Raw genomic sequence first — 24,397 nt, 5'->3', positions numbered from 1 at the left:
GCGGGACCGGCCCTGGACGGTGGTGGAACAACGGTGGAACCGACCTCGAACGCCTCTCGGACGCCGCCCGCGTCCACCGTCCGCGACGTGGCCGTACGGCTGCCGGCCCGCCGCCCCTCGTCGGTGCGGCGCACCACGGACCTGCGGATCGTGCCGCCGACCGGATGGGACGGCGACCTGGAGGTGACGGGCTCCGCGCGGGACGCCGCCGTCGACGCGGCGGGCGCCCTGACCGCCACCGCGACCGCCCGGGTACGCGCCGTCCTGGACACCTCCTCGGCCGTACGGAGCCTGACCTCCGATCTGCCACCGGCCGCCGCGCACGCTGTCGCCGACGCCCTCGTGGGTCACCGGGCCACGAGCGGATTCCGCGCCCGGCTCCGTGCCCTGGCCCCCGGCGACCTCGCCCCGGACTCCCTGCACGCCGCGCTGCTCGACGACCTGCCGACCGTCAGGCTGATCGCCGGGTACGGCCGCATGATCGAGACCGACCTCAGGCCGGGACCGCCGCCCGCCGGCACCCTGGACGTCTGCCGGGGATGGGCGTCCGGCGGGACCGCGGACCGTGTCGCCCGGTCCGGCGCGAAGCTGCTCGGCCCGGCCCCGGCGGCCCCCGGCCTGCGCTCACTGCTGGACGCCCCCGCCGACTTCCACCGGGAGACGGCGTCGCCGCCCAGCTCCCTGCGCAGGCGGCGCGTCCTGGAGGTCACCCGACGCGGCCACCGCTACGACATCTACGCCTACTTCAGGGACAGCCACACGGACGCCGCGGGCCGCGAGGGATCGCTGCACGAGTACGAGGTACGCGCCGAAGCCACCGTCGGTGAGCTGACGCTGCGTTCGATCGACGTACGGCCGCGCGCCCTGCCCTTTCCTGAGTGTCCGCTGGCCGCGGCCAACGCGGGGGCGCTGCTGCACACATCCCTGCTCGACATCGACGCCTCGGTCAAGGACCGGCTCGCCGGCACCCGGGGCTGCACCCACCTGACCGACGTCCTGCGCTTCCTGCGATTCGTGAAGCCGCTCGCCGACCGCCTGCCACGAGGTGAGAACTGATGGAGCAACTTCTGCGAGAACTCGACTCCTTCCTGGAGACCGAGGCGCCCCGATTCCGGGAGCGGTGGTCGGGCCGCACCGACACGTGGGAGGCCCGCTGCGACTGGCAGCGCACCATGGCCGCCGGTCGGTGGGCGGCGCCCGCCTGGAGTCAGGAGCACGGCGGCCGGGGCGCCGGGGTCGCGGAGGTGCTGGCCATCGAGGAGGCGACCGCGGAACGCGGCCTTCCCGTGCTCCCCGGGATGCTGGGCCTGAAGAACGTGGGACCCACCATCGCGGTCTGGGGGACGGCGGAGCAGAAGAAGCACCTGCCGCGCATCCTGACCACGGACGACGTGTGGTGCCAGGGCTTCAGCGAGCCCGGCGCGGGCTCCGACCTGGCGGGACTGCGCACGCGCGCCGAACGCGACGGGGACGACTTCGTCGTCAACGGGCAGAAGGTCTGGACGTCCAACGGCATGCACGCCACCCACATGGAACTGCTGGTCCGCACCGACCCGGCCGCGCCGAAGCACCAGGGCATCTCCGCGCTCCTGGTCGCCATGGACACCCCGGGGATCGAGGTACGGCCGATCCGGCAGATCAACGGGGAGGCCGAATTCGCCGAGGTCTTCTTCACCGACGTCCGCGTGCCCGTTACCGCCCTGCTCGGGCCGCTGGACGCCGGATGGCGGGTCACCAGGACGACCCTGGGCCACGAGCGGTCCGGTGTCGCCATCTTCACCGCCCGGTTCGAGCGGCAGGTGCGCGAGCTGATCGCCGAGACGGTGAAGGAGGGCAGGGCCGCGACCCTGCCGCCCGCCCTGGTCGACCGCTTGGCCGGGCTCTACGCCGAGGCCCGCGTGCTGGCGATGCTCAGCCGCCAGATGATGTCCCGCCTGGAGGCCGGCCAGGACCCCGGCCCCGAACAGTCGGTCATCAAGCTGGCGTGGAGCGAGGCGCTCCAACGGCTGGCGGCCCTCCGGTTCGAGATCGGCGGTCCCGACAGCGCCGCCGCCGAGGACGGCGTCGACGCCGGGATCGAGTACCTCACGTCCCGGTCGGCGACCATCGCCGCCGGTACCTCGCAGATCGTCCGCAACATCCTGGCCGAACGCGTCCTCGGCCTGCCGCGTAACTGAGCGCGAGCCCGTGCCTGAGCCCGCACCCGAACCCGTGTCCTGAGCCGTGCCCGGTATCCGTGCGTCGAGCCCCGGCGCGTGACCGAGTCCGAGCCGCCGACCGCCCCGGAGGAGCCCATGTCCACCACCACCCATGAAGAGCGCGAGGAGTTCCGCCGTGTGGTCCGCGGCTTCCTCGACCAGTGGTCGACCGAGGCAGACGTGCGGCGGCTGATGGCCGACACCGTCGGCCACGACCCCGCGATCTGGCAGCGCCTGACCGCGGAACTCGGCCTGCCCGCCGTGCTGATCCCGGACGCCGAGGGAGGCCAGGGGCTGGGCCCCGCGGAAATGGCCGTCGTGCTGGAGGAGTGCGGACGCTCGCTGCTGTGCGCACCCGTCCTCGGCAGCGCCGCCGTCGCCACCACGGCGCTGCTGCGCTGCACCGACCCCGCACCGACCGGGCCGCTGCTGGCCGCGCTCGCGGCGGGCGCGGTCGGCACGCTCGCCCATGAGGACGTCCCCGGCCACCCGGCGACCGGCTCGGAGTCCGCCGACGGCTGGCGGCTGAACGGCGCCAGGACCCGCGTACTGGACGCGCACATCGCCGACTGGCTGCTCGTCCCCGTGACGGCCGACGGCAGGGTCCGGCTCTTCGCCGTCGAGGCCGCGCGGACACCTGTCACGACCACGCCGCTGGCCGTACTCGACCTGACGCGTCGGCAGTTCCGTGTCGACTTCGCCGACGCTCCCGCCCTGCTGCTCGACGACGACTTCGCGCACGGCCTGGCGGGCACCCTGGACGTGGCCGCGATCATGGCGTCGGCGGAACTCCTCGGAGCCGCGGGCCGATGCCTGGAGATCGGCGTCGCGTACGCCCTGGAGCGAGAGCAGTTCGGCAAGCCGATCGGCAGCTTCCAGGCGGTCAAGCACCTGCTGGCCGACTCGCTCGCGGCCGTGGAGCAGATGCGGGCGGCGGTGAGCGCGGCGGCACGGTGCGCGGCGCCCGACGGCGACCCGGCGGAACTGCGGGAGACCGCCTCGGTGGTCAAGAGCTACTGCTCGCAGGCGGCGCCCCGGATCGCCGAGACACTGGTGCAGGTGCTCGGCGGCATCGGCTTCACCTGGGAGCACCCGGCCCACCTTTATCTTCGGCGCGTCAAGAGCCTGGAAGTGATGTACGGCGGTGCGGGCGAGCATCGCGCCCGGCTGGCCCGCTGCCTGGACCTGGTGACGGCGTGACGGGACGCGAAGCGGTGATCGTGGGGGCGGTCCGCAGCCCCTTGGTGCGGGGCCGGGTGGACGGCGCCTTTTCCGCCCTCCACCCGGTCGAGTTGCTGGCCCAGGTGCTCCGCGGTCTGGTCGGCCGGGCCGGCGTCGATCCCGCTGAGGTCGACGACGTGATCGGCGGGTGCGTGACCCAGATCGGCGAGCAGAGCACGAACATCACCCGCAGCGCCGTACTGGCCGCCGGTTTTCCCGAATCCGTCCCCGCCACGACGGTCGACCGGCAGTGCGGTTCGAGTCAGCAGGCCGTCGCCTTCGCCGCGCAGGGCATCGCCTCGGGCGCCTACGACCTGGCCATCGCCTGCGGGGTCGAGTCGATGAGCCGGGTGCCGATGACCAGCAATGCGGCAGGCGCGGACCCGTACGGGCCGACGGTCGCCGACCGGTACGGCGGCCTGGTGCCGCAGGGTGTCTCCGCGGAACTGGTCGCCGCCGAGTGGCACCTCGGCCGGAGCGCGCTGGACGAATTCGCCGCCCGCTCGCACCGGTTGGCGGCCGAGGCGCGGGCGGCGGGCCACCTCGGGCGGAGCATCGTGCCGATCACCGTCGCGGACGGCGCGGAGCCGGTCACCGCCGACAACGGCATCCGTACCGACACCGACCTGGACCGACTGGCCGCGCTGCGGCCCGCGTTCACCGACGACCGGTACGCCGTACGTTTTCCGCAGATCGACTGGCGTGTGACGGCGGGTAATTCGTCGCAGATCAGCGACGGCGCCGGGGCCGTGCTGCTGGCCGACCGGGAGACGGCGCGGCGGCTCGGCCTGCGCCCGCGGGCCCGCTTCCTGTCCTCGGCCGTCGTCGGCGACGACCCGGTCATGATGCTGACGGCCGTCGTCCCGGCCACCGCCAAGGCGCTGCGCGGCGCCGGTCTCGGCATCGGCGACATCGACGCCTTCGAGGTGAACGAAGCCTTCGCCAGCGTGCCGCTGGCCTGGCTCGCCGAGACCGGCGCCGACCCGCGCCGGGTCAATCCGCACGGCGGCGCCATCGCCCTCGGCCACCCGCTCGGCGCGTCGGGCGCCCGACTGCTCACCACACTGCTCGACGTGCTGGAGATCGGCGGCGGACGCTACGGGCTCCAGACCATGTGCGAGGCGGGCGGTCTGGCCAACGCCACGGTCGTGGAACGGCTGGACGTGTGATGTTCCCACCTGGCGCAAGGGCTTGCCGAGCCATATGGATATCTATACCGTAAGCATTACGGTGGGGTTGTTGAACCATCCGACGCCCAGTCGTACGACGTTCAGCCGTACGACTCCGCCAGCGGCAGGGAGATGAGGGACATGGCAGGCGTTCTGCAAGGAGTCCGCGTCGTCGAGATCGCGTCGTGGACCTTCGTCCCGTCCACCGGCGCGGTCCTCGCCGACTGGGGGGCCGACGTCATCAAGGTCGAGGACGTACGGGGCGGCGACCCCGGCCGGAGCCTGGTCATCTCCGGGCTCACACGGGACAACGCCAAGGCCGACCGCGACTTCATGATGGAGATCGGCAACCGCGGCAAGCGCAGCATCGGCATCGACCTGCGCACCGACAAGGGCCGCGAAATACTGGCCCGGCTGGTGGCGTCCGCCGACGTGTTCCTCACCAACTGGCTGCCCGACGCCCGCCGTCGGCTGAAGATCGACGTGGACGACATCCGCGCCGTCAACCCCGACGTCATCTACGCCCGTGGCTCCGGCCACGGCCCGCGGGGCCCGCAGGCCCACCAGGGCGGATTCGACGCGGCCAGCTACATGGCCCGCGGCGGCGTCGCCTTCGCGCTGACACCCCCCGAGAACGACCGGCCGATCGCGCAGACGCCCGCCTTCGGCGACCTGCCCAGCGGCATGACCCTGGCGGGCGGCATCGCGGCGGCGCTCTACCGCAGGCTGGCCACCGGCGTCCCCAGCGTCGTCGACGTCTCGCTGCTCGCCCAGGCGGTGTGGACGATGAGCCCCGACATCATGGCCGCCGAGTTCTTCGGGGTCGAGCGCACCGCGATGACCGACTCCAGCAGGTCACCCAACCCGGTGGTGCAGAAGTACCGCACCAGCGATGGGCGTTGGCTCCAACTCGTCTTCCTCCAACCCGATCGCTACTGGGCGCCCTTCGTCCGCCGCGTCGGCCGCCCGGAGTTGGCGCAGGACGAGCGGTTCACCCCGGCGAGCCGCCTCGTCGCCAACACCGACCAGGCGACCGCCGAACTGAACGCGCTCTTCGCGGAGCACGACCTGGAGCACTGGACGAAGGTGCTCGCCGACGAGGACGGCGTGTGGGCCGTCGTCGCGTCGCCGCGCGATGTGCTCAGCGACCCCCAGGCGGTGGCGAACCACTACTTCATCGACAACGTCGACGAGGCCGGCGTCGAGTACAAGATGGCCGGCAGTCCCGTCCAGTTCGACCAGGCGCCGCCCGCGCCCGCCCGCTCGCCCGAGTACGGCGAGCACACCGAGGAGATCCTGCTGGAGTTCGGCTACGGCTGGGCGGAGATCTCCGAGGCCAAGGACTCCGGAGTCGTGCTGTGAGCGACCGCGACGCCGCGGCTGCGCCCGCGCGGTCCGCCGGAGCAGCTACCGAAAGGAAACCAGGAATGGCACAGTCACACGGTCCGCTGACAGGCCGGGTGGTCGTCGTCACCGGCGGCGGCCGCGGCATCGGCCGCGAACACGCCCTGGCGTTCGCCCGCGCCGGAGCCAGCGTGGTCGTCAACGACCTCGGCGGCACCGGGGACGGCAACGGATCCTCGACGGGACCCGCGCAGGAGGTCGCCGACCTCATCCGCTCCGAGGGCGGCGCCGCCGTGGCCAACGGCGACGACGTCTCCGACGAGCAGGGCGCGGAACACATCGTCGCCCAGGCCGTCGAGGAGTTCGGCGCACTCCACGTCCTGGTGAACAACGCGGGCATCCTGCGTGACAAGACGCTGCTCAACATGAGTTTCGAGGACTGGGACAGCGTCGTCAAAGTCCACCTGCGCGGCACCTTCGCCATGACCCAGGCCGCGGGACGGCTCTGGCGCGACCAGTCCAAGGCGGGCGAGCAGGTCACCGCCCGCGTCATCAACACCTCGTCGGGCAGCGGTCTGTTCGGCAACTTCGGGCAGGCCAACTACGGCGCCGCGAAGGGCGGCATCGCCAGCCTCACCGTCATCGCGGCCATGGAACTGGCCCGCTACGGCGTGACGGTCAACGCCATCGCCCCGGTCGCCAAGACCCGGCTCACCGCCACCGCCGGTATGCCGCTCGACATCGACGAGGGCTTCGACCCGCTGGCACCGCAGCACATCTCCCCGTTCGTGGTGTGGCTCGGCAGCGAGCGGTCGTCCGCCGTGACCGGCCGGGTGTTCAGCGTGGTCGGCGGCTATGTCGGCGTTGCCGAGGGCTGGCGCATCGGCCCGTCCCTCCAGGTCGACGGGCCCCTGACCTTCGACGCGATCGACGAGCGGTTCCCGGCCGTCTTCGGCAAGGCCGCGGGGAACTTCAGCGTCTTCGACTCCCACCCGTACGGTCCGAAGCGGAGCTGACATGGCGCTCGACCTCTCCATCCTCGGCAGTGCGACCGAGCCCCACCCGGTGCGGTGGACCTCGGCGCAGGCGCTGCTCTACGCCGTCGGAGTCGGCGCGGGCAGCGACGACCCGGCCGCCGAACTCGCCTTCACCACCGAGAACACCCAGGGCGTCCCGCAGGCAGTGCTGCCCACCTTCCCCGTCGTCCTCGGCCACGACGCGCCGCGGCTGTCCTACGGCGACATCGACATGACCCGCCTGGTGCACGCCTTCCAGTCCGTCGAACTGACCGGCGCTCTGGCCCCCGAGGGCAGCGGCCTGTACTCCTCCACGGTGACCGGCGTCCACGACAAGGGCAGCGGCGCCCTGGTCACCACCGAGTCGTTGCTCACCGATCCCGACGGCAGGCCCCTGGCCCGGATGTCGACCGGCGCGTTCCTGCGCGGCGAGGGCGGGTTCGGCGGGGACCGGGGTCCGAGCACCCCCTGGGCGGCGCCGGACCGCGAACCCGACGCGGTGGTGGAGCAGCGCACGGCGCCCTGGCAGGCGCTGCTCTACCGGCTGTCGGGCGACCGCAATCCGCTGCACTCCGACCCGAAGTTCGCCGTCGCCGGCGGCTTTCCGCGGCCGATCCTGCACGGCCTGTGCACGTATGGCTTCGTCGGCCGCGCGATCCTGCGCACGGCCGCCGGATCGGACCCCGGCCGCTTCCGTTCCCTGCACGCCAGATTCAGCGCGCCGGTGATGCCGGGCGACACCCTCACCACCTCGCTGTGGATCGACCACGGCGAGGTCCTCTTCACCACCCGCACCCAGGACGGCACGCCCGTGCTCTCGCAGGGCCGCGCCGTGGTCGAGCCGGAGCGTGCCCGATGAGCGAACGATTCGTCCCCGTGCCGACACCGGAGACCAGCACCTACTGGGACAAGGCCGCCGAGGGCGAGCTGTGGCTGCCCGAGTGCGCGTCCTGCGGCGAGTTCTTCTTCTACCCGCGTGCCTTCTGCCCGCGCTGCGCCTCCGACGAGGTCGGGTGGACCAAGGCGTCGGGCCGGGGCGTCGTCGAGTCCTTCGTCATCAACCACCGGCCCGCGCCCGGCTACGAGGACGAGGGGCCGTACGCCATCGCCTTCGTCAGGCTCGATGAGGGCCCCCGGCTGACGGCGAATCTCCTGGACATCCCGCAGACCCCGGAGCACATCCGCGTCGGTCTGCCGGTCGAGGTGGTCTTCGAAAAGCGCGGGGACCTCGCCCTGCCGCAATTCCGGCCCAGCGCCGAGGAAGGGGCTCGCTCGTGACGAGCACGGTCGTCATCGCGGGGGCAGCCGAGTCGGACCGGATCGGCGTCGTACCCGACCAGTCCGCGATCAGCCTGGCCGCCGAGTCGGCACGCGGCGCACTCGCCCAGTGCGGGCTCACCCCCGCCGACGTCGACGGGGTGGCGACCACCCTGCCGCCGGTGGACTTCGCCCACTACCTGGGCGTCAGGCCCGGCTGGCTGGACGGCACCATGGTGGGCGGCTGCTCCTACATGCTGCACGTACGGCACGCCGTGGCCGCCATCCGCTCCGGCGCCGCCTCGGTGGTCGTCGTCGCCCACGGCGAGTCCGGCAGGTCCCGGGTCGGCGCACCCGACTGGAGCCCCAACCCGTCCAGCGCGGTCGGCCAGTTCGAGCAGCCGTACGGGGTGTCCGGCACCTTCTCCTGGTTCACCCTCCCGGCCATGGCCTACCTGCACAAGTACGGGCTCGGCCACGAGGCGCTGGCGGCGGCGCCGGTGGCCCAGTCGGCCTGGGCCGTCCAGAATCCCCGCGCCCTGCGGAACAAGCCGCTGGACACCGACGCGGTGCTCGGCTCGCGGCTGATCGCGTGGCCGTTCCACGTACTGGAATGCTGCCCGCTCACCGACGGCGGCGGCTCGCTCGTGCTCATGTCCGCCGAGCGCGCCGCCGACCTCCCGACGCGGTACCGGCCGGTGACCGTCCTGGGCTCCGGCGAGTCGGGCGAGGGGCCCGGGCCCTCCACCATGGAGGACCTCACCACCTTCGCCGGATTCCGCGAGTCCTCGGCCGCGGCCCTGCGGGAAGCCGGGCTGACCACCGACGACATCGACCATCTGATGGTGTACGACGCCTACGCGCACGTTCCGCTCTACGGCCTGGAGGACCTGGGCTTCGTCGGCCGCGGCGAGGCCGTCCCCTTTCTGGAGAGCGGTGCCACTAGGCCCGGCGGCACCCTGCCGATGAACACCAACGGCGGCGGCCTGCTGTACACGCACACCGGCATGTACGGGATGTTCGCCATCCAGGAGGCCGTCCGCCAGCTCCGCGGCGACGCGGCCGCGCAGGTCGAAGGCGTCAGGACGTCGCTGGTGCAGGGCATCGGCGGCATGTTCAGCGCCGCGGGCGCCCTCGTACTGGGCAACTCCTGAGCCCGACGACCGCCCCCATCGTCATCCGACCCCGCCCTTCGCACACGGCGAGGGCCCACCGTTAGGCGGACACCATGCTCGACGACTTCGCCGAGGCCGGTCTGGACTTCACGGTCGCCGACGGCATCGCCTGGATCACCATGAACCGGCCGCACCTGCGCAACGCGGTGCACCATCCGCTGCGCGACGCCCTGATCGCCGCCATCGCCGAGGTCCGTGACGACCCGGAGATCCGCGCGGCCGTCATCACCGGGGCCGGCCGGGCCTTCTGTTCGGGAGCGGATCTCACGCAGCGGGAGCACATCGAGATCGCGCCCGATCGCCGCCGCGGATCGCAGGCCAACATCGCCCGCGAGGACGGCCTGCGCTATGGCTGGTGGCGGCTGATCCGCGACCTGCGGGAGAACGAGAAGCCCTTCGTCGCCGCGGTGAACGGGGCCGCCTACGGCTTCGGCTGCAACTTCGCGCTGGCGTGCGACCTCGTGATCGCCGCCGAGTCGGCACGCTTCAGCGAAGTGTTCGTCAAGCGCGGACTGCCGGTCGAGGCCGCGGGCGCCTATCTGCTCGCCCGGTCGGTGAGCCCGGTACGCGCCAAGGAGATGGCCCTGCTCGGCGAGCCGGTCACCGGCAGCCAGGCCGAACAGTGGGGCCTGGCCAACCGCTGTGTGCCCGATGAGGAACTGACCGCGGTCGCGGGGGACTTCGCACGCCGGCTGGCCGAGGGCCCGACGGTGGGCCTCGGCCACATCAAGGGCCAGCTCAACGACGCCTACGACGGCACCTTCGACCAGGCGTGGAAGAACGAGGTGACCTTCCTGGGATTGGGTATCGGGGACGACGGTCAGGAGGCCATGGCCTCGTTCCAGGAGCGCAGGGCGCCCCGGTTCAGGGGCCGTTGAGCAGGGGAGTCCGTGTCGTCCGGAGATATGGACAAGCTTACGGTAGTTGATACTATAAGGATGGCGGCGGGTGCCGCCCCTGTCGCCCGCAGCACAGAAAGCAGTGACGATGGCAGATCTCGCAGTGGGAACACATCTGCACAGCGCCGTTGGCCCGGTCGAGGTCATCGTGGTGCGAGGACCGTCGAAGACCATCGACGTCCTGCACGCCGGAGCGCCGTTGCTCGGCCCCGACGAACCGGCGCCCGGGAACACCGCGGGCCATGAGGCGGCGGGCCCGGCCACGCTGCTCGGCAAGCGGTATGTGCACGAGGAGACGGGGCTCGAACTGCTCTGCGTGAAGCCGGGTCCCGGCGCGCTGTCGGTCGACGGCGAACCGCTCCCGGTCAAGGCCGCCAAGCAGCTTCCCGCCTCGGACTAGTCGGATTAGCGAAGGACGTCTGTTGTGAACCTCCTGACCCTGCTGGACATGGTCGCCGAGGGCCACGGCGACCGCCTGGCCCTCGGCACCCCGGGCGCCGGTCTGACCGGTGCCGCGCTGCGCGACCAGGCGTACACCGGCGCGGCCTTCGTGCGGTCCCACGAGGTCGACACCGTCGTCTTCATGGGCGAGAACGGCCCGGCCTTCCCGCTGGCCCTGTTCGCCGCCGCCGCGGCGGGTGTGCCGATGCTTCCGCTCAACTACCGCCTGGCGCCAGAGCAGTTGCACCACGCGGTCGCCCAACAGGGCCGCACCCTGCTGATCGCCGACGACACGGCACTGGCCCGGCCGGACAATGTCGTACGCTCCCTCGGCCTGCGCGAATGGCTCGCGGTGTGCGCCGCGACGCCCGCGGTGACCGAGGCCCCCGTCCAGCCCTCGGCGGACGACGTGGCCATCCTCCTGCTGACGAGCGGAACGACCGCGGCGGCCAAGAGCGCCGTGCTCCGGCACCGGAACCTCACCGCGTACGTGCTGGGCAGCGTCGAATTCGGCGGCAGCGGTGCGGACGAGGCCGTACTGGTCAGCGTGCCCCCGTACCACATCGCCGCGGTGGCCAACCTGCTGTCCAACCTCTACTCCGGGCGGCGTGTGGTCTACCTGGAGCACTTCGCCGCCGGGACCTGGCTGAAGACCGTCACCGCCGAGCGCGTCACACACGCCATGGTCGTGCCGACCATGCTGGCCCGCATCGTGGACGAGATGGAGCGCGGCGGCCCCGCACCCTCCACCCTGCGGTCACTGTCCTACGGCGGCGCCCGGCTGCCGCTGACCGTGCTGGAGCGGGCGCTGTCGCTGCTGCCCGACACTGGATTCGTCAATGCCTACGGCCTGACCGAGACGTCGTCCTCGGTGGCCGTCCTGGGGCCCGAGGACCACCGGGCCGCCCTGACCAGTGACGACACCGAGGTCAGGGCGCGACTGGGCTCCGTCGGCCGCCCGCTGCCGTCGGTGACCATCCAGATCCGCGACGCCGAGGGACGCCCCTGCCCGCCCGGCACCGTGGGCATGATCCACGTCAAGGGTGCCCAAGTGGCGGGGGAGTACCGGGAGACCGGCTCTCTCACCGACGGCGACGGCTGGTTCGCCACCCGCGACGAGGGCCATCTCGACACCGGCGGCTACCTGTTCGTCCGCGGCCGGGCCGACGACACCATCATCCGGGGCGGCGAGAACATCGCCCCCGCCGAGATCGAGGCCGTGCTCCAGCGCCACCCGGAGATCGCCGACGCCGCCGTGGTCGGCATCGCGGACGAGGAATGGGGCCACCGCATCGGCGCGTTCCTCGTCCTCACCGAAGGCGCGACGGTCACCGAGGACGAGATACGCGCCTTCGTCCGCCGCCGGTTGCGCTCGTCCAGGACACCCGACGAGGTCCACTTCCTCGACGAACTGCCGCACACACCGACCGGCAAGGTGCTGCGCCGCGAACTCCTCTCCCGCGTCACGCAGTCCGCCTAGCCGCCGGTCCGGCGCCCGGAGCCGGGACCTCAGGACCCATCCGGTCCCGGGTGCGCGCGACGATCGGGTGACCACGAGCAGCGCCGCCGTGCCCCTGGCGGCGAGCCGTACGCGGAGCGTGCCGTCCGGGTCCGGGGTGACCGGTTCGCCGTCCTCGCCGAGGCAGGAGCAGCGCAGTGCGGTGGTGTACGGCGGTGTCAGGGTGACGGCGGCTGCCACCGGTTGGTCGGCGAAGGACCGGAGGCGGATCAGGAACGCGTCGGGCTGCTCGAAGGATTGCTGGACCCAGGAGTGCAGTGTCCCCGGCTCGTGGCCGGGGACCGGCGGCGGGTAGGGCACGTACGGGACGGCGACGTTGCCGTGCTGGAGGAGCGGCGCGTCATGGCTGGCCCAGCCCACGGCGGTGTCGCCCCGCGCGAACGTGACCCAGCGCCGGATCGCCCGCATGCGCGGTCGGCTCGGCCTTCCTGCACGACGGCGCGGTCGTCAACGACGGCACGACCGTACCGCCGGAAGGCCGCGCCGACGTGCTGACCCACCACGGCCCACTGGAGGACCGGGTGTCCCGGCGGGCCCTGATCGCGGCCTACCTGCGGGCGCCGGGACGCGACCTGGACGTACGGGATATCGCCGCCGCTGCCCGCGGCCCGGCCGGCCGGAGCCGGGCTGATCGGCGCGGCGCGATACGCGGCCGAGGTTCCGGAAGACAACGATGCCTCTATTCTCTAGTCAACGAGCCGAGAGGGAGACCACCGTGGCCGGCGCGCCGCTCACCACCGCACCACCGACCATGAAACAGGTCGCCACCCTCGCCGAGGCCAGCGCGATGACCGTGTCCCGCGTCCTGCGCGGCGACACTGGGGTGTCGGCGGACAGACGCGCACGCGTCGAGGCCGCGGTACGGCAACTCGGCTACCGGCCCAACGCTCTGGCCCGCAACTTCCGGCACGGACAGGGCACCGGCACCATCGGCCTGATCGTCACGAACCTCGCCAACCCCTTCTGCACCAACAACCGCAACACCCAGGGTGCCCACCGGGCGTTGCGGCACCACGGCGCCGGCGCGACGCTCGCGGGGTTCGACGACTTCGACTTCGCCGACGTGCTCAGCGTGCCGGTGCTGGTGGTGGACTACGACCCCGACGAGATCGGGCGCCGCGCCGCCCAGTTGCTCGGAAAGCGCCTGGCCCGCCAGGGCACGGGAGCGCTGCCGCCGCGCCGGTTCGTGGTGCGCACCACGATCATCGCCCACGGGGAGGACCGCGGCCCGGACCGGGACGTGTCCTAGCCGCACGCCGCGGACAACGCGCCCCGGAAGCAGGCGCGTTGTCCGTCCGGAGCCTCGCGGTCCCCGAGCCCCGCCTCCACCGCGCCACGCCCGTCAGCCATTCGACCCGGCCGCCCACCACACCCCGGAGCCCGTACATGCACGACGACCGCAGCCTCATCGAGTCCCGCCTGGAACGCGTCCTCAACGAGCGCGTCCGCCCCGCGGTGTACGGGGAGCGGGTGCCGCTGACCGTCGGCATCTGGGACGCGCCCGACGAGCCGGTCCCGGTGGCCGAAGGCATCGCCGCGGCCCGCAGGCCGATCGCGCCCGGCGAGCCGTGGGGTCCGCCGTGGGGAACGAGTTGGCTCACCGTCAGCGGTACCGTGCCCGAGGAGTGGGCGGGCCGCACCGTCGAGGCCCTGCTGGACCTCGGCTTCGAGCGGGACACCCCCGGCTTCCAGTGCGAGGGCCTGGTCTACCGACCGGACGGCACCCCGGTGAAGGGCCTCAACCCGCGCAATCAGTGGGTGCGCGTCGGCGACCCCGTCACCGGCGGTGAGCGGATCCTGCTGCACGTCGAGGCCGCCTCCAACCCGATCGTGCTGGACAACCCGCCCTTCCGCCCGACCGCTTTGGGCGACAAGGCGACGGCGGGCCGCGCGCCGCAGTACGTCCTGGGCCGGATGGACCTGGCCGTGCTGGACCGCACGGTCTGGGAGCTCGTGCAGGACCTCGAAGTGCTGGGCGAGCTGATGCGGGAGCTGCCCGCCGACTCGGCCCGCCGCTGGGACATCCTGCGCGCGGTGGAACGGGCGCTCGACGCGATCGACCTCCAGGACGTCGGCGGCACCGCCGAGGCGGCCCGAGCCCTGCTGGCCGACGTGCTGGCCGCGCCCGCGCACGCCTCGGCCCACCGGATCAGCGCGGTGGGCCACGCGCACATCGACTCCGCGTGGCTGTGGCCGCTGCGCGAGACCGTCCGCAAGGTGGCCCGGACCACCGCGAACATGACGGCCCTGATCGAGGACGAGCCCGACTTCGTCTACACCATGTCCCAGGCGCAGCAGTACGCCTGGATCAAGGAGCACCGCCCCGAGGTCTACGCCCGGGTCCGACAGGCCGTCGCCGACGGGCGGTTCGTGCCCACCGGCGGAATGTGGGTCGAGTCGGACACGAACATGCCCGGCTCCGAGGCGATGGCCCGTCAGTTCGTGCACGGCAAGAGGTTCTTCCTGGACGAGTTCGGCATCGAGAGCGACGAGGTGTGGCTGCCGGACACCTTCGGCTTCGCGGCCGGGCTGCCGCAGATCATCCGGGCGTCCGGGTCGAGTTCGCTGCTGACCCAGAAGATCTCCTGGAGCCGCACCAACTCCTTCCCGCACCACACCTTCGCCTGGGAGGGCATCGACGGCAGCCGGGTCTTCACGCACTTCCCGCCGATGGACACCTACAACGCGGGCCTGGAAGGCCGCGAAGTCGCCCACGCCGCACGCAACTTCAGGGAGAAGGGCATGGCCGGGCGGTCGCTGGCGCCGACCGGGCTGGGCGACGGCGGCGGTGGCACGACCCGCGAGATGATCGCCAAGGCCGCCCGGCTGCGCGACCTGGAGGGTTCGGCCCGGGTGGAGTGGGAGTCCCCGGCGGAGTTCTTCGCCAAGGCCCGCGCCGAGTATCCCGAACCGCCTGTCTGGGTCGGGGAGTTGTACCTCGAACTGCATCGCGGCACGCTCACCAGCCAGGCCGGCACCAAGCAGGGCAACCGCCGCAGCGAGCACCTGCTGCGCGAGGCGGAGCTGTGGTCCGCGACCGCCGCCGTACGGGTTGGACTGCCCTACCCGTACGAGGAGTTGGACCGGATCTGGAAGACGGTGCTGCTGCACCAGTTCCACGACATCCTGCCCGGATCGTCCATCGCGTGGGTGCACCGCGAGGCAGAGGCGACGTACGCCGCCCTCGCGGTGGAGCTGCGGTCGATCATCGACGCCGCCCAACTCGCCCTGGCCGGTGGGCCGTCGCGGGAGGGGGGCGAGGAGGGGGAGGGGGACGAGGAGGGAGAGGGGACCCTGGTCTTCAACGCGGCCCCGCACGCCCGCGGCGGTGTCCCGGCAGGGGGCGCCGCGCCCGTCGCCGACCCCGGCGTCGACGGGACGGTCACCGCTTCGGCCCGCCCCGGCGGCGGCCACGTACTGGACAACGGCCTGCTGCGGGTCGAGATCGACGACCGCGGCCTGGTGGTGTCGGTCCACGACCTCGCCGCGGACCGCGAGACCCTCGCCGAGGGACGCCCGGCCAACCTGCTCCAACTCCACCCCGACTTCCCCACCATGTGGGACGCCTGGGACGTGGACGCGTACTACCGCAACACCGTCACCGACCTGACCGCCGCCGACCGCGTCGAGGTGGCCGCCGCGACGGCCCACGCCGTCACCGTCCGGGTCGAGCGCTCGTTCGGCCACTCGCGCGCCGTGCAGGACCTCACCCTCACCGCCGGGCACAAGCGCCTGGACGTCTCCACCGAGGTCGACTGGCGCGAGACGGAGAAGTTCCTGAAGGTGGCCTTCCCGCTGGACGTCCACGCCGACCGCTACGCGGCCGAGACCCAGTTCGGCCACGTCTACCGGCCCACCCACACCAACACCAGTTGGGACGCCGCCCGTTTCGAGGCGTGCAACCACCGGTTCCTGCACCTCGCGGAGCCCGGCTGGGGCGTGGCCCTGGTCACCGACTCCACCTACGGCCACGACGTCACCCGCTCCACAAGCGGCAGCGCCCCCGGCGCCGCCGTCACCGTGCGCCTGTCCCTGCTGCGCGCGCCCCGCTTCCCCGACCCGCGGACGGACCAGGGCGTGCACTGTTTCCGCTACGCCCTGCTTCCCGGCGCGTCCATCGGCGACGCCGTCCGCGAGGGGTACGCCATCCACCTGCCCGAGCGCCGCGTGCCCGGCGCCGCCGCGGTCGAACCGCTGGCGACGGTCGGCCACGAGGGCGTCGTCGTCAGCGCCGTGAAGCTCGCCGACGACGCGAGCGGCGACATCGTCGTACGTCTCTACGAAGCCAACGGCGCCCGGACCCGCACCACCCTCACCCCCGGCTTCGCCCTCCACACCGCCACCCCCTGCGACCTGCTGGAACGCCCCCTGACCGACCAGCCGCCCGCCGAGATCCGCGACGGTGCCGTGGACCTGCGCCTGCGACCGTTCGAGATCGTCACGCTGCGCCTGACCCCCTCGACGGACACCGCGCCGCCCCTGGCCGAGCACTGACCCGCCCGTCGTCGGCACCCCCCGCTGTCGACTTGCGCTTTACGCCGCGTCAACTTCTACGGTCGTCCATGTGGCCGGAACGACCGGCCGGCGAGGGGAGGCAGGGCGATGGCCTGGTCGATCGCGGACGTGGCCCGGCTGTCCGGAGTGACGTCCCGGACGCTGCGGTACTACGACGAGATCGGTCTGCTGCCCCCTGCGGGGACCGGCCGCAACGGGCACCGCTCCTACGAGCGGCGGGATCTGCTGCGGCTGCAACAGATCCTGCTGATGCGGGAGTTGGGCCTCGGCCTGCGGGACATCGCGGCGGTCCTCGACAGGCAGGCGGACCGGGTGGCCGTGCTCCGGGAGCACCACCGGCGTCTGCTGGCGGAGCGGAACCGGCTCGACACCCTGGTCCGCACGGTCGGCCGCACCATCGCGGAGTTGGAGGAAGGAAAGGACGGGGACGACATGGCGGAGATCAACAGGCCGGAGAATCTGTTCGAGGGCTTCGACGCCTCGCGCTACGAGGACGAGGCGCGCGAGCGGTGGCCGCGCGAGTACGAGCGGTCCCGGCGGATCGCCGGCCCGCTCACGGCCGAGGACCAGGAGCGGACGCAGCGCGAGATCACGGCGCGGATGGTCCGCATGGCCGATTTCATGGCGGCCGGCACGCCAGTGGCCGACTCGGCGGTGCAGGCCGAGACGGATGCCCACTACCAATGGCTGTGCGGATTCTGGACCCCCGGCGCGACCGCGTACAAGGGACTGGGGCAGATGTTCACCGACGACCCGCGGTTCCGTTCGGCGTACGACAAGATCGCGGCCGGGCTGGCGGAGTACCAGCGCGACGCGATGGCGGTCTACGCCGACGCCCGGCTGAGCTGACCCACCGCTGACGCCCGTCGGGCACGCGGTCGTCGCCGCTGTCACCCGCTCAGCGCGCGCCGGGCTTCAGACGGCTCGCGCGGGACTCCAGGAAGCGGCGCTCGGTGAGGCTGGCCGTGCCGCGGGCGGCCAGAAGATAGTGCTCGCGGGCGGCCGGGAGGTCGCCGGAGCGCTCCAGGAGATGGGCGCGAACGACGTGGAGCCGGTGGTGACCCTCGACGCGGGCGTCGTCGTCCAAGGTGGCCAGCAGGTCGAGCCCGGCCCGCGGCCCCTGGATCTCGGCGAGGGCGACGGCGCGGTTGAGGGTGACCATCGGGTTGGGCGCGATCCGCTCCAGGATCTTGTACAGGGTGTGCACCTGGTGCCAGTCGGTGTCCTCGGTGCGCTCCGCGGCGGCGTGCGTCGCGGCGATGGCGGCCTGGAGCTGATACGGCCCGAGCGCCGAGCGGGCCATGGCCGTACTGATCAAGGCGGTGCCCTCGGCGATCAGGTCGGCGTCCCAGCGCGTACGGTCCTGCTCGTCCAGCGGGATCAGGTCGCCGCCGGGCCCGGTCCTGGCGGCGCGGCGCGCGTCGGTGAGGAGCATGAGGGCGAGCAGGCCGGCGACCTCGCCGTCGTCGGGCAGCAGCCGATCGACCACACGGGTCAGCCGGATCGCCTCGCGGGCGAGGTCGGCGCGGTGCAGCGCGGCCCCGGAAGTCGCGGTGTAGCCCTCGTTGAAGATCAGGTACAGCACGTGCAGGACGACCCGCAGCCGTTCCTCGCGCTCGCGTGCCTCGGGCAGGGTGAAGCGGCTGCCCGCCGCCTTGATCCGCTGCTTGGCCCGGCTGATCCGTACGGCCATGGTGGCCTCAGGCACCAGGAACGCGTGGGCGATCTCCGCCGTGGTCAGACCGCCGACCGCGCGCAGGGTCAGGGCGGTCTGCGAGCCGGGCGTCAGCGCCGGGTGGCAGCACAGAAACAGCAGTATCAGGGTGTCGTCACCCTCCGGCGCGCCGTCCTCGCCGGGACCCGGGCTGACGCCCGCCTCCCGCTCGGGGGACTGGGCCGCCGCGGCCGTCTCCCGCGCCTTGCGGGCGTGGTCGCTGCGGATCTGGTCGATCAGCCGGCGGGAGGCAGCGGTGATCAGCCAGCCGCGCGGATGGTCCGGCACACCGTCGGCCGGCCACTTCACGGCCGCGGCGAGCACCGCCTCCTGCACGGCGTCCTCGCACTCCTCGAACTGGCCGTGCCTGCGGACCAGCACACCGAGGACCTGCGGCGTCAGCTCGCGCAGCAGGTCCTCGGTCACGGTGTCGGTGCTCACATCTCCAATTGTCCACCGGAGAACATCACCTGGCGCACCTCGATGCCCAGCCCCTCCACCTTCGCGTCGGGGATCATCGCGGCGAGCTCCAGAGCGCGCTCGCGGTTCTCGCAGTCGACCAGGTAGAAGCCGCCGAGGTACTCCTTGGTCTCCAGGTACGGCCCGTCGGTGACGACCCGCTGCCCGTCGCGGACCCGCACGACGGCGCTCTGCGAGATGTCGGCCAGGCCCTGGGTGAGGATCATCTCGCCCGACTCGGTGACCGTGTTGATGAAGGCGTCGTGGCCGCCCATGACCTCGTTGCGCTCCTCCTCGGTCAGCGCGTTCCACACCGCCGGGTTCATGTGCATGATCAGCAGAAACTTCATCGCTACTCCTCTGTCCCGCGTGGACGCCGTCCGCGGATGCCCTGCTCGGACGTCCCGCGCGTATGTCGTACGTGTGTGCCGTACGCCGAACCCCTTCCGGGTCCGTGCACCACACAGTCGGAGCCGCGGACGGCTTCTTGACATCGGCGGCGCATCGAATTCCGGCCCGTTCCGATCCGTGCCGATACGTTTCGATCCGTGCCGATCCGCTCCAATGCGGCCCGGTCCGGCCCGCTCCGAAAAATTCTTCCAGCCGGACCTCAAGAAGCCCGTCGCCGCTCCGACCGGTGCGGGAAAGAGACCCGACACGGCGGAGGAGCGGACATGCCGGACAACGGGGATACGGGCGCGCCGGGCGGACCGGCGCGAGTGGCTGGGCCCGACCCTGCTCGCCCTGCCGACGCTGCTGGTGGCGACGGACATGACCTCGCTGTTCCTCGCGCTGCCCCGAGTGACCGCCGACCTCGGCGCGAGCGGTGTCCAGCACCGGATGTCGGGCGCGCCGCCCGACGCGGCCCCGCCGCCGGCCGTACGCTCGCCGGTGCCACCGCCGCCAGTGACCGGCTCCCGCCCGGTCCGGCCGCCGAGCTGGTGCGCACGGCCAGGTCGCCCTTCACCGCCGGGGTGAACCTCACCGGAGTCAGCGCGACCGGGGTTGACGTACGGCGGGCGCGGTCATCTAAGCTCCATCGAGTTCACAAGGACACTCATCGTTCATGTCCTTGAATTCGCCGGTGAGTGAGCGTCCCGTACGCGCCACCCGCGCGTCACCCGCATCGAGAGCCGAGAGCCGAGCCGTACCGACGCCACCACCGGCCGTCCATGCCCGCAGCGCACCGAGCACGCACGGCACTTGGAGACTCCGATGGACCGACGCCACTTCCTGATCGGCGGTGCGGCACTCGCCGCGACCGCCACCGCGACCGCGATCCCCGCCACCGCGCACGCCACCGCGCACGCCACCGCGCACGCCACCGCCCGCGCCGGGGCCTCTGCCGCCGCCCCGCCCTCCCCGGTGCTGCCCACCAGGGCGGCCGTCGTCACCGCACTGCGCCGCGTCGCCGACCACTGGATCGGCGCCCACACCGACCCCGGCAACAACCAGTGGGCCAACGCCACCTTCTTCAGCGGCCTGACCGCCCTGTACCGGCTGACGTCCGACACCCGCTATCTGGCCTACGCGCGCTCCTGGGCCGAGCGGAACAACTACGGCCTCAACGGCGGCACGACCACCCGCAACGCGGACAACCAGTGCGCGGGCCAGGTGTATCTGGACCTGTACGAGATCGAACCCGACCCGGCGAAGCTGACCGCGATCGAGACCTGCCTGCACCGCATGGTCTACACCGACCAGGCCGGCAAGGACGACGACTGGTGGTGGGACGACGCGCTGCACATGGCGATGTCGCCCTTCGCCCGCCTGGGCGTGCTGCGCGGCGACGCGAACTACCACCGCAAGCTGCACGACCTGTACCGGCACACCAAGTCGGCCGAGGGCGGCCCCGGTCTCCACGACCCGGCCACCGGGCTGTGGTACCGCGACAAGAACTTCCTGCCCGGCGGCATCCTCTCGCCCTCGGGCAAGCCCGTGCTGTGGTCGCGCGGCAACGGCTGGGTCGCCGCCGCGCACGCCAAGACCCTCAAGGCGCTGCCCGCCGATCAGGCCGACACCGCCGAATACCGCGCCACGCTCAAGGAGTTGGTACGGGCGGTCGCCGCGGTGCAGCGCACCGACGGCTTCTGGAACGTCAACCTCGCCGACCCCGCGCACTTCCCCGGCCCCGAAACGAGTGGAACCGTTTTCTTCGCCTACGGCACCGCGTACGCCGTACGCGCGGGACTCGTCGACCGGGCCACGTATCTGCCGGTCGCCGCGCGCGCCTGGAACGGCCTGCTGGCCACGGCGGTTCACCCCGACGGCACCCTCGGCTACGTCCAGAAGGTCGGCGACCGGCCGGACTCCAGCCAGCCCGTGACGTACGACAGCACGGCCGACTTCGGCGTCGGCGGATTCCTGCTCGCCGGGACCGAACTCGCGGCGCTCGCCACCTGATCGCGAGCCGGGTTCGGCCAACTCCCGCACCGCGCAGGGGCTTGACGGGGGTATTAGTCCGTACCTATGGTCTGCGGTCAGTCAAGTGTTCAGAAATGCAAGCTCGGTTCACACTCAGGAACGCCACGGTGCACGCCGGGGAACACGCGCTCACCAAAGCGCACACCCGGGAGCGCGCCGCTCACGAACAGCCCCCCACTCAAGATCGGATGGTCACCGCATGGCAGGCACCTCCACGCCCTCGCCCGCGCGCCACCGCCGCCGCGTACGGCGCCCCGTTCTGCTGGTCACCGCCGCCTGTGCGGCCGCGGCCCTTGTAACCGGTTTCTCCGCCTGGCCCGGAGGCGCCCAGCGCGCCAGCGCCGCACCGGCCGCCTTCGTCCACCCCGGAGTGACCGTCTCCGCCGCCCAACTCGACTTCGCCCGTGCCAAGGTGCAGGCCAACGCCGAGCCGTGGAAGAGCGCGTACAACCAGATGATGGCCAGCTCGTACGCCTCGCTGACCCGTACGCCCAAGCCGCGCGCGAACGTCGAGTGCGGCTCCTACTCCAACCCCAACAACGGCTGCACGGACGAGCGCGAGGACGCGATAGCGGCCTACACCGACGCCCTGGCCTGGTACTTCACCCGTGACGCGCGCTACGCGCAGGAGTCCATCAAGCTGATGGACGCGTGGTCGGCGACGATCACCCAGCACACCAACAGCAACGCCCCGTTGCAGACCGGCTGGGCGGGCTCGTCGTGGCCCAAGGCCGCCGACATCATCAAGTCGACCTACACCGGCGGCTGGCCGAACGCCGGGCGCTTCGGCACCATGCTCCGCAATGTCTACCTGCCCGAGATCATCAACGGCTCGAACAGCAACGGCAACTGGGAGCTGTCGATGATGGAGGCCGCCGTCGGCATCTCCGTCTTCCTCGACGACAAGACCGACTACGACAAGGCGATGGCCAAGTTCCGCACCCGCGCCGCGGCCTATGTCTACATCGCCGCGGACGGGGCGCTCCCCAAGACGGTGCCGAGCCAGAACCTCGACACCAAGGCCAAGATCGTCAGCTACTGGCAGGGGCAGTCCACCTTCGTCGACGGGCTGACCCAGGAGACCTGCCGCGACTTCACGCACACCGGCTACGGCATCTCCGCGATCTCGCACATCGCCGAGACCAGCCGCATCCAGGGCGACGACCTGTACGGCACGGACATCGGCGAGCGGCTGCGGCAGGCGCTCGGCTTCCAGTCCAAGTACGAACTGGGTACGGCGCCGCCGAGCTGGCTGTGCAACGGCAGTGTCAACCGCGGCCTCGGCCCGATCACCGAGACCGGCTACAACGCGCTGCACACCCGGCGCGGGGTCGCGATGACCAACACGCAGACCCTCACGCAGAACAACCGCCCCGCCGGTTCCAACAACCTCTTCGTGGCCTGGGAGACCCTTACGAACGCCGAGAACCCCAACTGACCCACGCGGACGGCGAATCACGCGAGGGCCGCGCACCCCACCGGGCTGCGCGGCCTCGTCGCGCGCTCTGCGCGGAGCCCCGCGGCCACGGCGTCCGGCAAGCGCCTGACGGACACCGGATGTTCGGCCCCGGCAGCGGCGGCCGACAGTGTCGCCGAGAGCGAAAACCGGAGGGAATCACGCGGCGCGGTGCGTACCGTCTGCCGGATGACTCTCTCTTACGACACGGCGGGCGACGGCCCCGCACTGGTATTCCTGCACGCCGGGGTCTGCGACCGGCGGATGTGGGACCCGCAATGGCAGCCGCTGGCCGACGCCGGTTACCGCGTCATCCGTTGCGACCTGCGCGGCTTCGGCCGGACCCCCGCGCCGGACGCGCCGTACAACAACGCCGACGACGTGATCGGACTCCTCGACACGCTCGGGATCGGTCAGGCGGCGCTCGTCGGCGCCTCCTACGGCGGCAAGACCTCGCTGGAGATCGCCGCGCGCCACCCCGAGCGGGTCGGCGCGATGGTGCTGCTGTGCCCGGGAATGGCCGGGCACGAAGCTTCCGCCGAACTCGACGCGCTGGACGAACGCGAGGAGGCGCTGCTGGAGGCGGGCGACCTCGCGGGCGCCGTCGAGCTGATGGTCGAGACCTGGATCGGCCCCGAGGGCGACGAGGCCACCCGGCAGGCCGTACGCGTCCAGCAGCGGAACGCCTACGAAGTCCAGCTCGCCGCCGAGGAGTTCGACCAGCTCCGCCCGCCGTACGACCTCGCGGCGGTACGGGCGCCGTCCCTCGTCGTCTCCGGCGCCCACGACCTGGCGGACTTCCGGCAGATCGCCGCCCGGCTGCCCGGACTGCTCGCCGACGCCGACCACCTCGAACTGCCCTGGGCCGGACACCTGCCCAGCATGGAACGGCCCGCCGCCGTCACCCACCTGCTGAAGGACTTCCTGGGGGAGCGGTGGAGCGAGAACCCGCGCGCGGCTCAGGTGACGCCGAAGGTCACCCGGTAGTCGCACCGCCCCTTGCACGACATCGTCGCCGCGTCGTCGAAGGCGTACGAATAGGCGTACGGCGCGGCCTTCTTGAACACCTGCGTGTAGTCCACCGGCCACTTCGACGGCACGCAGTTCTCCCGCCCGGCCCAGGAGCCTTGGCAGCAGTAGGTGTCCCCGCCGAAGGCCGCGCACGGCGGCTTGCAGCCGACGACCCGGCCGCCCGACATGGCCCGCATGGCGCTGGGGCAGTCCACCGGCTTGGTGCACGCGCCCTTGTAGCAGCCCGTCGCGCTCACCGGATCGGCGGTCACGGTGTGCGAGATGTTGATGTACATCGGCAGATTCGCGCCGTCGACCATGCTGACGTCGTAGAAGTCGAGCCCGGCGTACGCGTCGAAGGTGAACTCACCCAGTGTGGTGGGCGGGTTGGCGCCCGAGCACTGCGACGTGCAGTCCCCGGTCAGGCACGCGCCCTGACCGCCGGACGTGCAGCCGGTACGGCCCCAGATCCGGCCGCCCCATTTGTTGCCCACGGTGAGGGACGTGCTCTGCCCCGGCCGCAGCTCCCGGCCGTTCGGATACGCGGCGGTGCCGGTGACGATCGCCCACACCGTCTCC

The 24,397-nt window shown here is 72.1% G+C and carries 22 protein-coding genes; 19 read left to right on the top strand and 3 right to left on the bottom strand.

Annotated features, from left to right (window positions below; translation table 11 throughout):
• The first annotated feature begins 33 nt into the window (after positions 1-33).
• From ACZ37P_RS36625 to ACZ37P_RS36555, 15 genes are all read left to right on the top strand, one after another.
• Positions 34-1,056 carry a DUF2889 domain-containing protein gene (locus ACZ37P_RS36625; RefSeq protein WP_467350776.1) on the top strand — a complete coding sequence of 341 codons (1,023 nt, stop codon included), beginning with the start codon at positions 34-36 and terminating at the stop codon, positions 1,054-1,056.
• Entirely contained in the window at positions 1,056-2,177 is a 1,122-nt protein-coding gene (locus tag ACZ37P_RS36620; RefSeq protein WP_467350774.1) for an acyl-CoA dehydrogenase family protein, read from the top strand. The genes ACZ37P_RS36625 and ACZ37P_RS36620 overlap by 1 nt, the downstream gene beginning before the upstream one ends.
• Before the next feature lie 78 nt (positions 2,178-2,255).
• Positions 2,256-3,398, top strand: a complete 1,143-nt coding sequence (locus tag ACZ37P_RS36615) for an acyl-CoA dehydrogenase family protein (RefSeq protein ID WP_467350772.1) — start codon at positions 2,256-2,258, stop codon at positions 3,396-3,398.
• A complete protein-coding gene (locus ACZ37P_RS36610; RefSeq protein WP_467350770.1) occupies positions 3,395-4,588 on the top strand; it encodes a thiolase family protein in 1,194 nt (397 codons plus the stop codon). Before ACZ37P_RS36615 ends, ACZ37P_RS36610 begins: the two co-directional genes overlap by 4 nt.
• Positions 4,589-4,729: 141 nt before the next feature.
• Positions 4,730-5,950 (top strand): CaiB/BaiF CoA transferase family protein, encoded by a 1,221-nt coding sequence (locus tag ACZ37P_RS36605; protein ID WP_467350769.1) that lies wholly within the window; start codon positions 4,730-4,732, stop codon positions 5,948-5,950.
• 65 nt (positions 5,951-6,015) lie between these two features.
• Positions 6,016-6,948 carry an SDR family oxidoreductase gene (locus tag ACZ37P_RS36600; RefSeq protein WP_467350767.1) on the top strand — a complete coding sequence of 311 codons (933 nt, stop codon included), beginning with the start codon at positions 6,016-6,018 and terminating at the stop codon, positions 6,946-6,948.
• Position 6,949: 1 nt separating this feature from the next.
• Positions 6,950-7,807, top strand: a complete 858-nt coding sequence (locus tag ACZ37P_RS36595; protein ID WP_467350766.1) for a MaoC family dehydratase — start codon at positions 6,950-6,952, stop codon at positions 7,805-7,807.
• Positions 7,804-8,226, top strand: a complete 423-nt coding sequence (locus tag ACZ37P_RS36590) for a Zn-ribbon domain-containing OB-fold protein (RefSeq protein WP_467350764.1) — start codon at positions 7,804-7,806, stop codon at positions 8,224-8,226. Before ACZ37P_RS36595 ends, ACZ37P_RS36590 begins: the two co-directional genes overlap by 4 nt.
• Entirely contained in the window at positions 8,223-9,359 is a 1,137-nt protein-coding gene (locus ACZ37P_RS36585; RefSeq protein WP_467350763.1) for a thiolase C-terminal domain-containing protein, read from the top strand. The genes ACZ37P_RS36590 and ACZ37P_RS36585 overlap by 4 nt, the downstream gene beginning before the upstream one ends.
• A gap of 74 nt (positions 9,360-9,433) precedes the next feature.
• Positions 9,434-10,258, top strand: a complete 825-nt coding sequence (locus tag ACZ37P_RS36580) for an enoyl-CoA hydratase/isomerase family protein (protein WP_467350762.1) — start codon at positions 9,434-9,436, stop codon at positions 10,256-10,258.
• Between the two features lie 109 nt (positions 10,259-10,367).
• Complete coding sequence (locus tag ACZ37P_RS36575; RefSeq protein WP_467350760.1) at positions 10,368-10,679, top strand: hypothetical protein; 312 nt, start codon at positions 10,368-10,370, stop codon at positions 10,677-10,679.
• A gap of 24 nt (positions 10,680-10,703) precedes the next feature.
• Positions 10,704-12,200, top strand: coding sequence for a class I adenylate-forming enzyme family protein (locus ACZ37P_RS36570; RefSeq protein WP_467350759.1), 1,497 nt, complete (start codon positions 10,704-10,706; stop codon positions 12,198-12,200).
• A gap of 754 nt (positions 12,201-12,954) precedes the next feature.
• A complete protein-coding gene (locus ACZ37P_RS36565; RefSeq protein ID WP_467350758.1) occupies positions 12,955-13,488 on the top strand; it encodes a LacI family DNA-binding transcriptional regulator in 534 nt (177 codons plus the stop codon).
• Positions 13,489-13,625: 137 nt separating this feature from the next.
• Entirely contained in the window at positions 13,626-16,733 is a 3,108-nt protein-coding gene (locus ACZ37P_RS36560; protein ID WP_467350757.1) for an alpha-mannosidase, read from the top strand.
• Positions 16,734-16,841: 108 nt separating this feature from the next.
• Positions 16,842-17,603, top strand: a complete 762-nt coding sequence (locus ACZ37P_RS36555) for a MerR family transcriptional regulator (protein ID WP_467350756.1) — start codon at positions 16,842-16,844, stop codon at positions 17,601-17,603.
• A gap of 49 nt (positions 17,604-17,652) precedes the next feature.
• Here the strand turns inward: ACZ37P_RS36555 and ACZ37P_RS36550 are convergent, their stop codons facing one another.
• Positions 17,653-18,909 (bottom strand): RNA polymerase sigma factor, encoded by a 1,257-nt coding sequence (locus ACZ37P_RS36550; protein ID WP_467350755.1) that lies wholly within the window; start codon positions 18,907-18,909, stop codon positions 17,653-17,655.
• Positions 18,906-19,277, bottom strand: coding sequence for a YciI family protein (locus ACZ37P_RS36545; protein WP_391164335.1), 372 nt, complete (start codon positions 19,275-19,277; stop codon positions 18,906-18,908). The genes ACZ37P_RS36550 and ACZ37P_RS36545 overlap by 4 nt, the downstream gene beginning before the upstream one ends.
• A gap of 214 nt (positions 19,278-19,491) precedes the next feature.
• Here ACZ37P_RS36545 and ACZ37P_RS36540 point away from each other — a divergent pair, with 214 nt between their 5' ends.
• The 4 genes from ACZ37P_RS36540 (at position 19,492) to ACZ37P_RS36525 (ending at position 23,794) form a co-directional block, all read left to right on the top strand.
• Positions 19,492-19,905 (top strand): hypothetical protein, encoded by a 414-nt coding sequence (locus ACZ37P_RS36540; RefSeq protein WP_467350753.1) that lies wholly within the window; start codon positions 19,492-19,494, stop codon positions 19,903-19,905.
• 237 nt (positions 19,906-20,142) lie between these two features.
• Positions 20,143-21,330, top strand: a complete 1,188-nt coding sequence (locus tag ACZ37P_RS36535) for a glycoside hydrolase family 88 protein (RefSeq protein WP_467350751.1) — start codon at positions 20,143-20,145, stop codon at positions 21,328-21,330.
• Positions 21,331-21,550: 220 nt separating this feature from the next.
• Positions 21,551-22,789, top strand: coding sequence for an alginate lyase family protein (locus ACZ37P_RS36530; protein ID WP_467350749.1), 1,239 nt, complete (start codon positions 21,551-21,553; stop codon positions 22,787-22,789).
• 207 nt (positions 22,790-22,996) lie between these two features.
• The gene (locus tag ACZ37P_RS36525) at positions 22,997-23,794 is read left to right on the top strand and encodes an alpha/beta fold hydrolase (protein ID WP_467350748.1); all 798 of its coding nucleotides are present in this window, start codon (positions 22,997-22,999) and stop codon (positions 23,792-23,794) included.
• Here ACZ37P_RS36525 and ACZ37P_RS36520 read toward each other — a convergent pair.
• On the bottom strand, positions 23,767-24,390 hold the full coding sequence (locus ACZ37P_RS36520) for a thaumatin family protein (protein ID WP_467350746.1): 624 nt from the start codon (positions 24,388-24,390) through the stop codon (positions 23,767-23,769). The two genes, ACZ37P_RS36525 and ACZ37P_RS36520, sit on opposite strands and share 28 nt — an antisense overlap.
• Between the last annotated feature and the right edge of the window lie 7 nt (positions 24,391-24,397).

It is taken from the genome of Streptomyces sp. NPDC024632 (assembly GCF_055559175.1).
The sequence above is the reverse complement of the archived record's forward strand: the minus strand, read 5'-3'. Positions and strand labels throughout refer to the sequence as shown.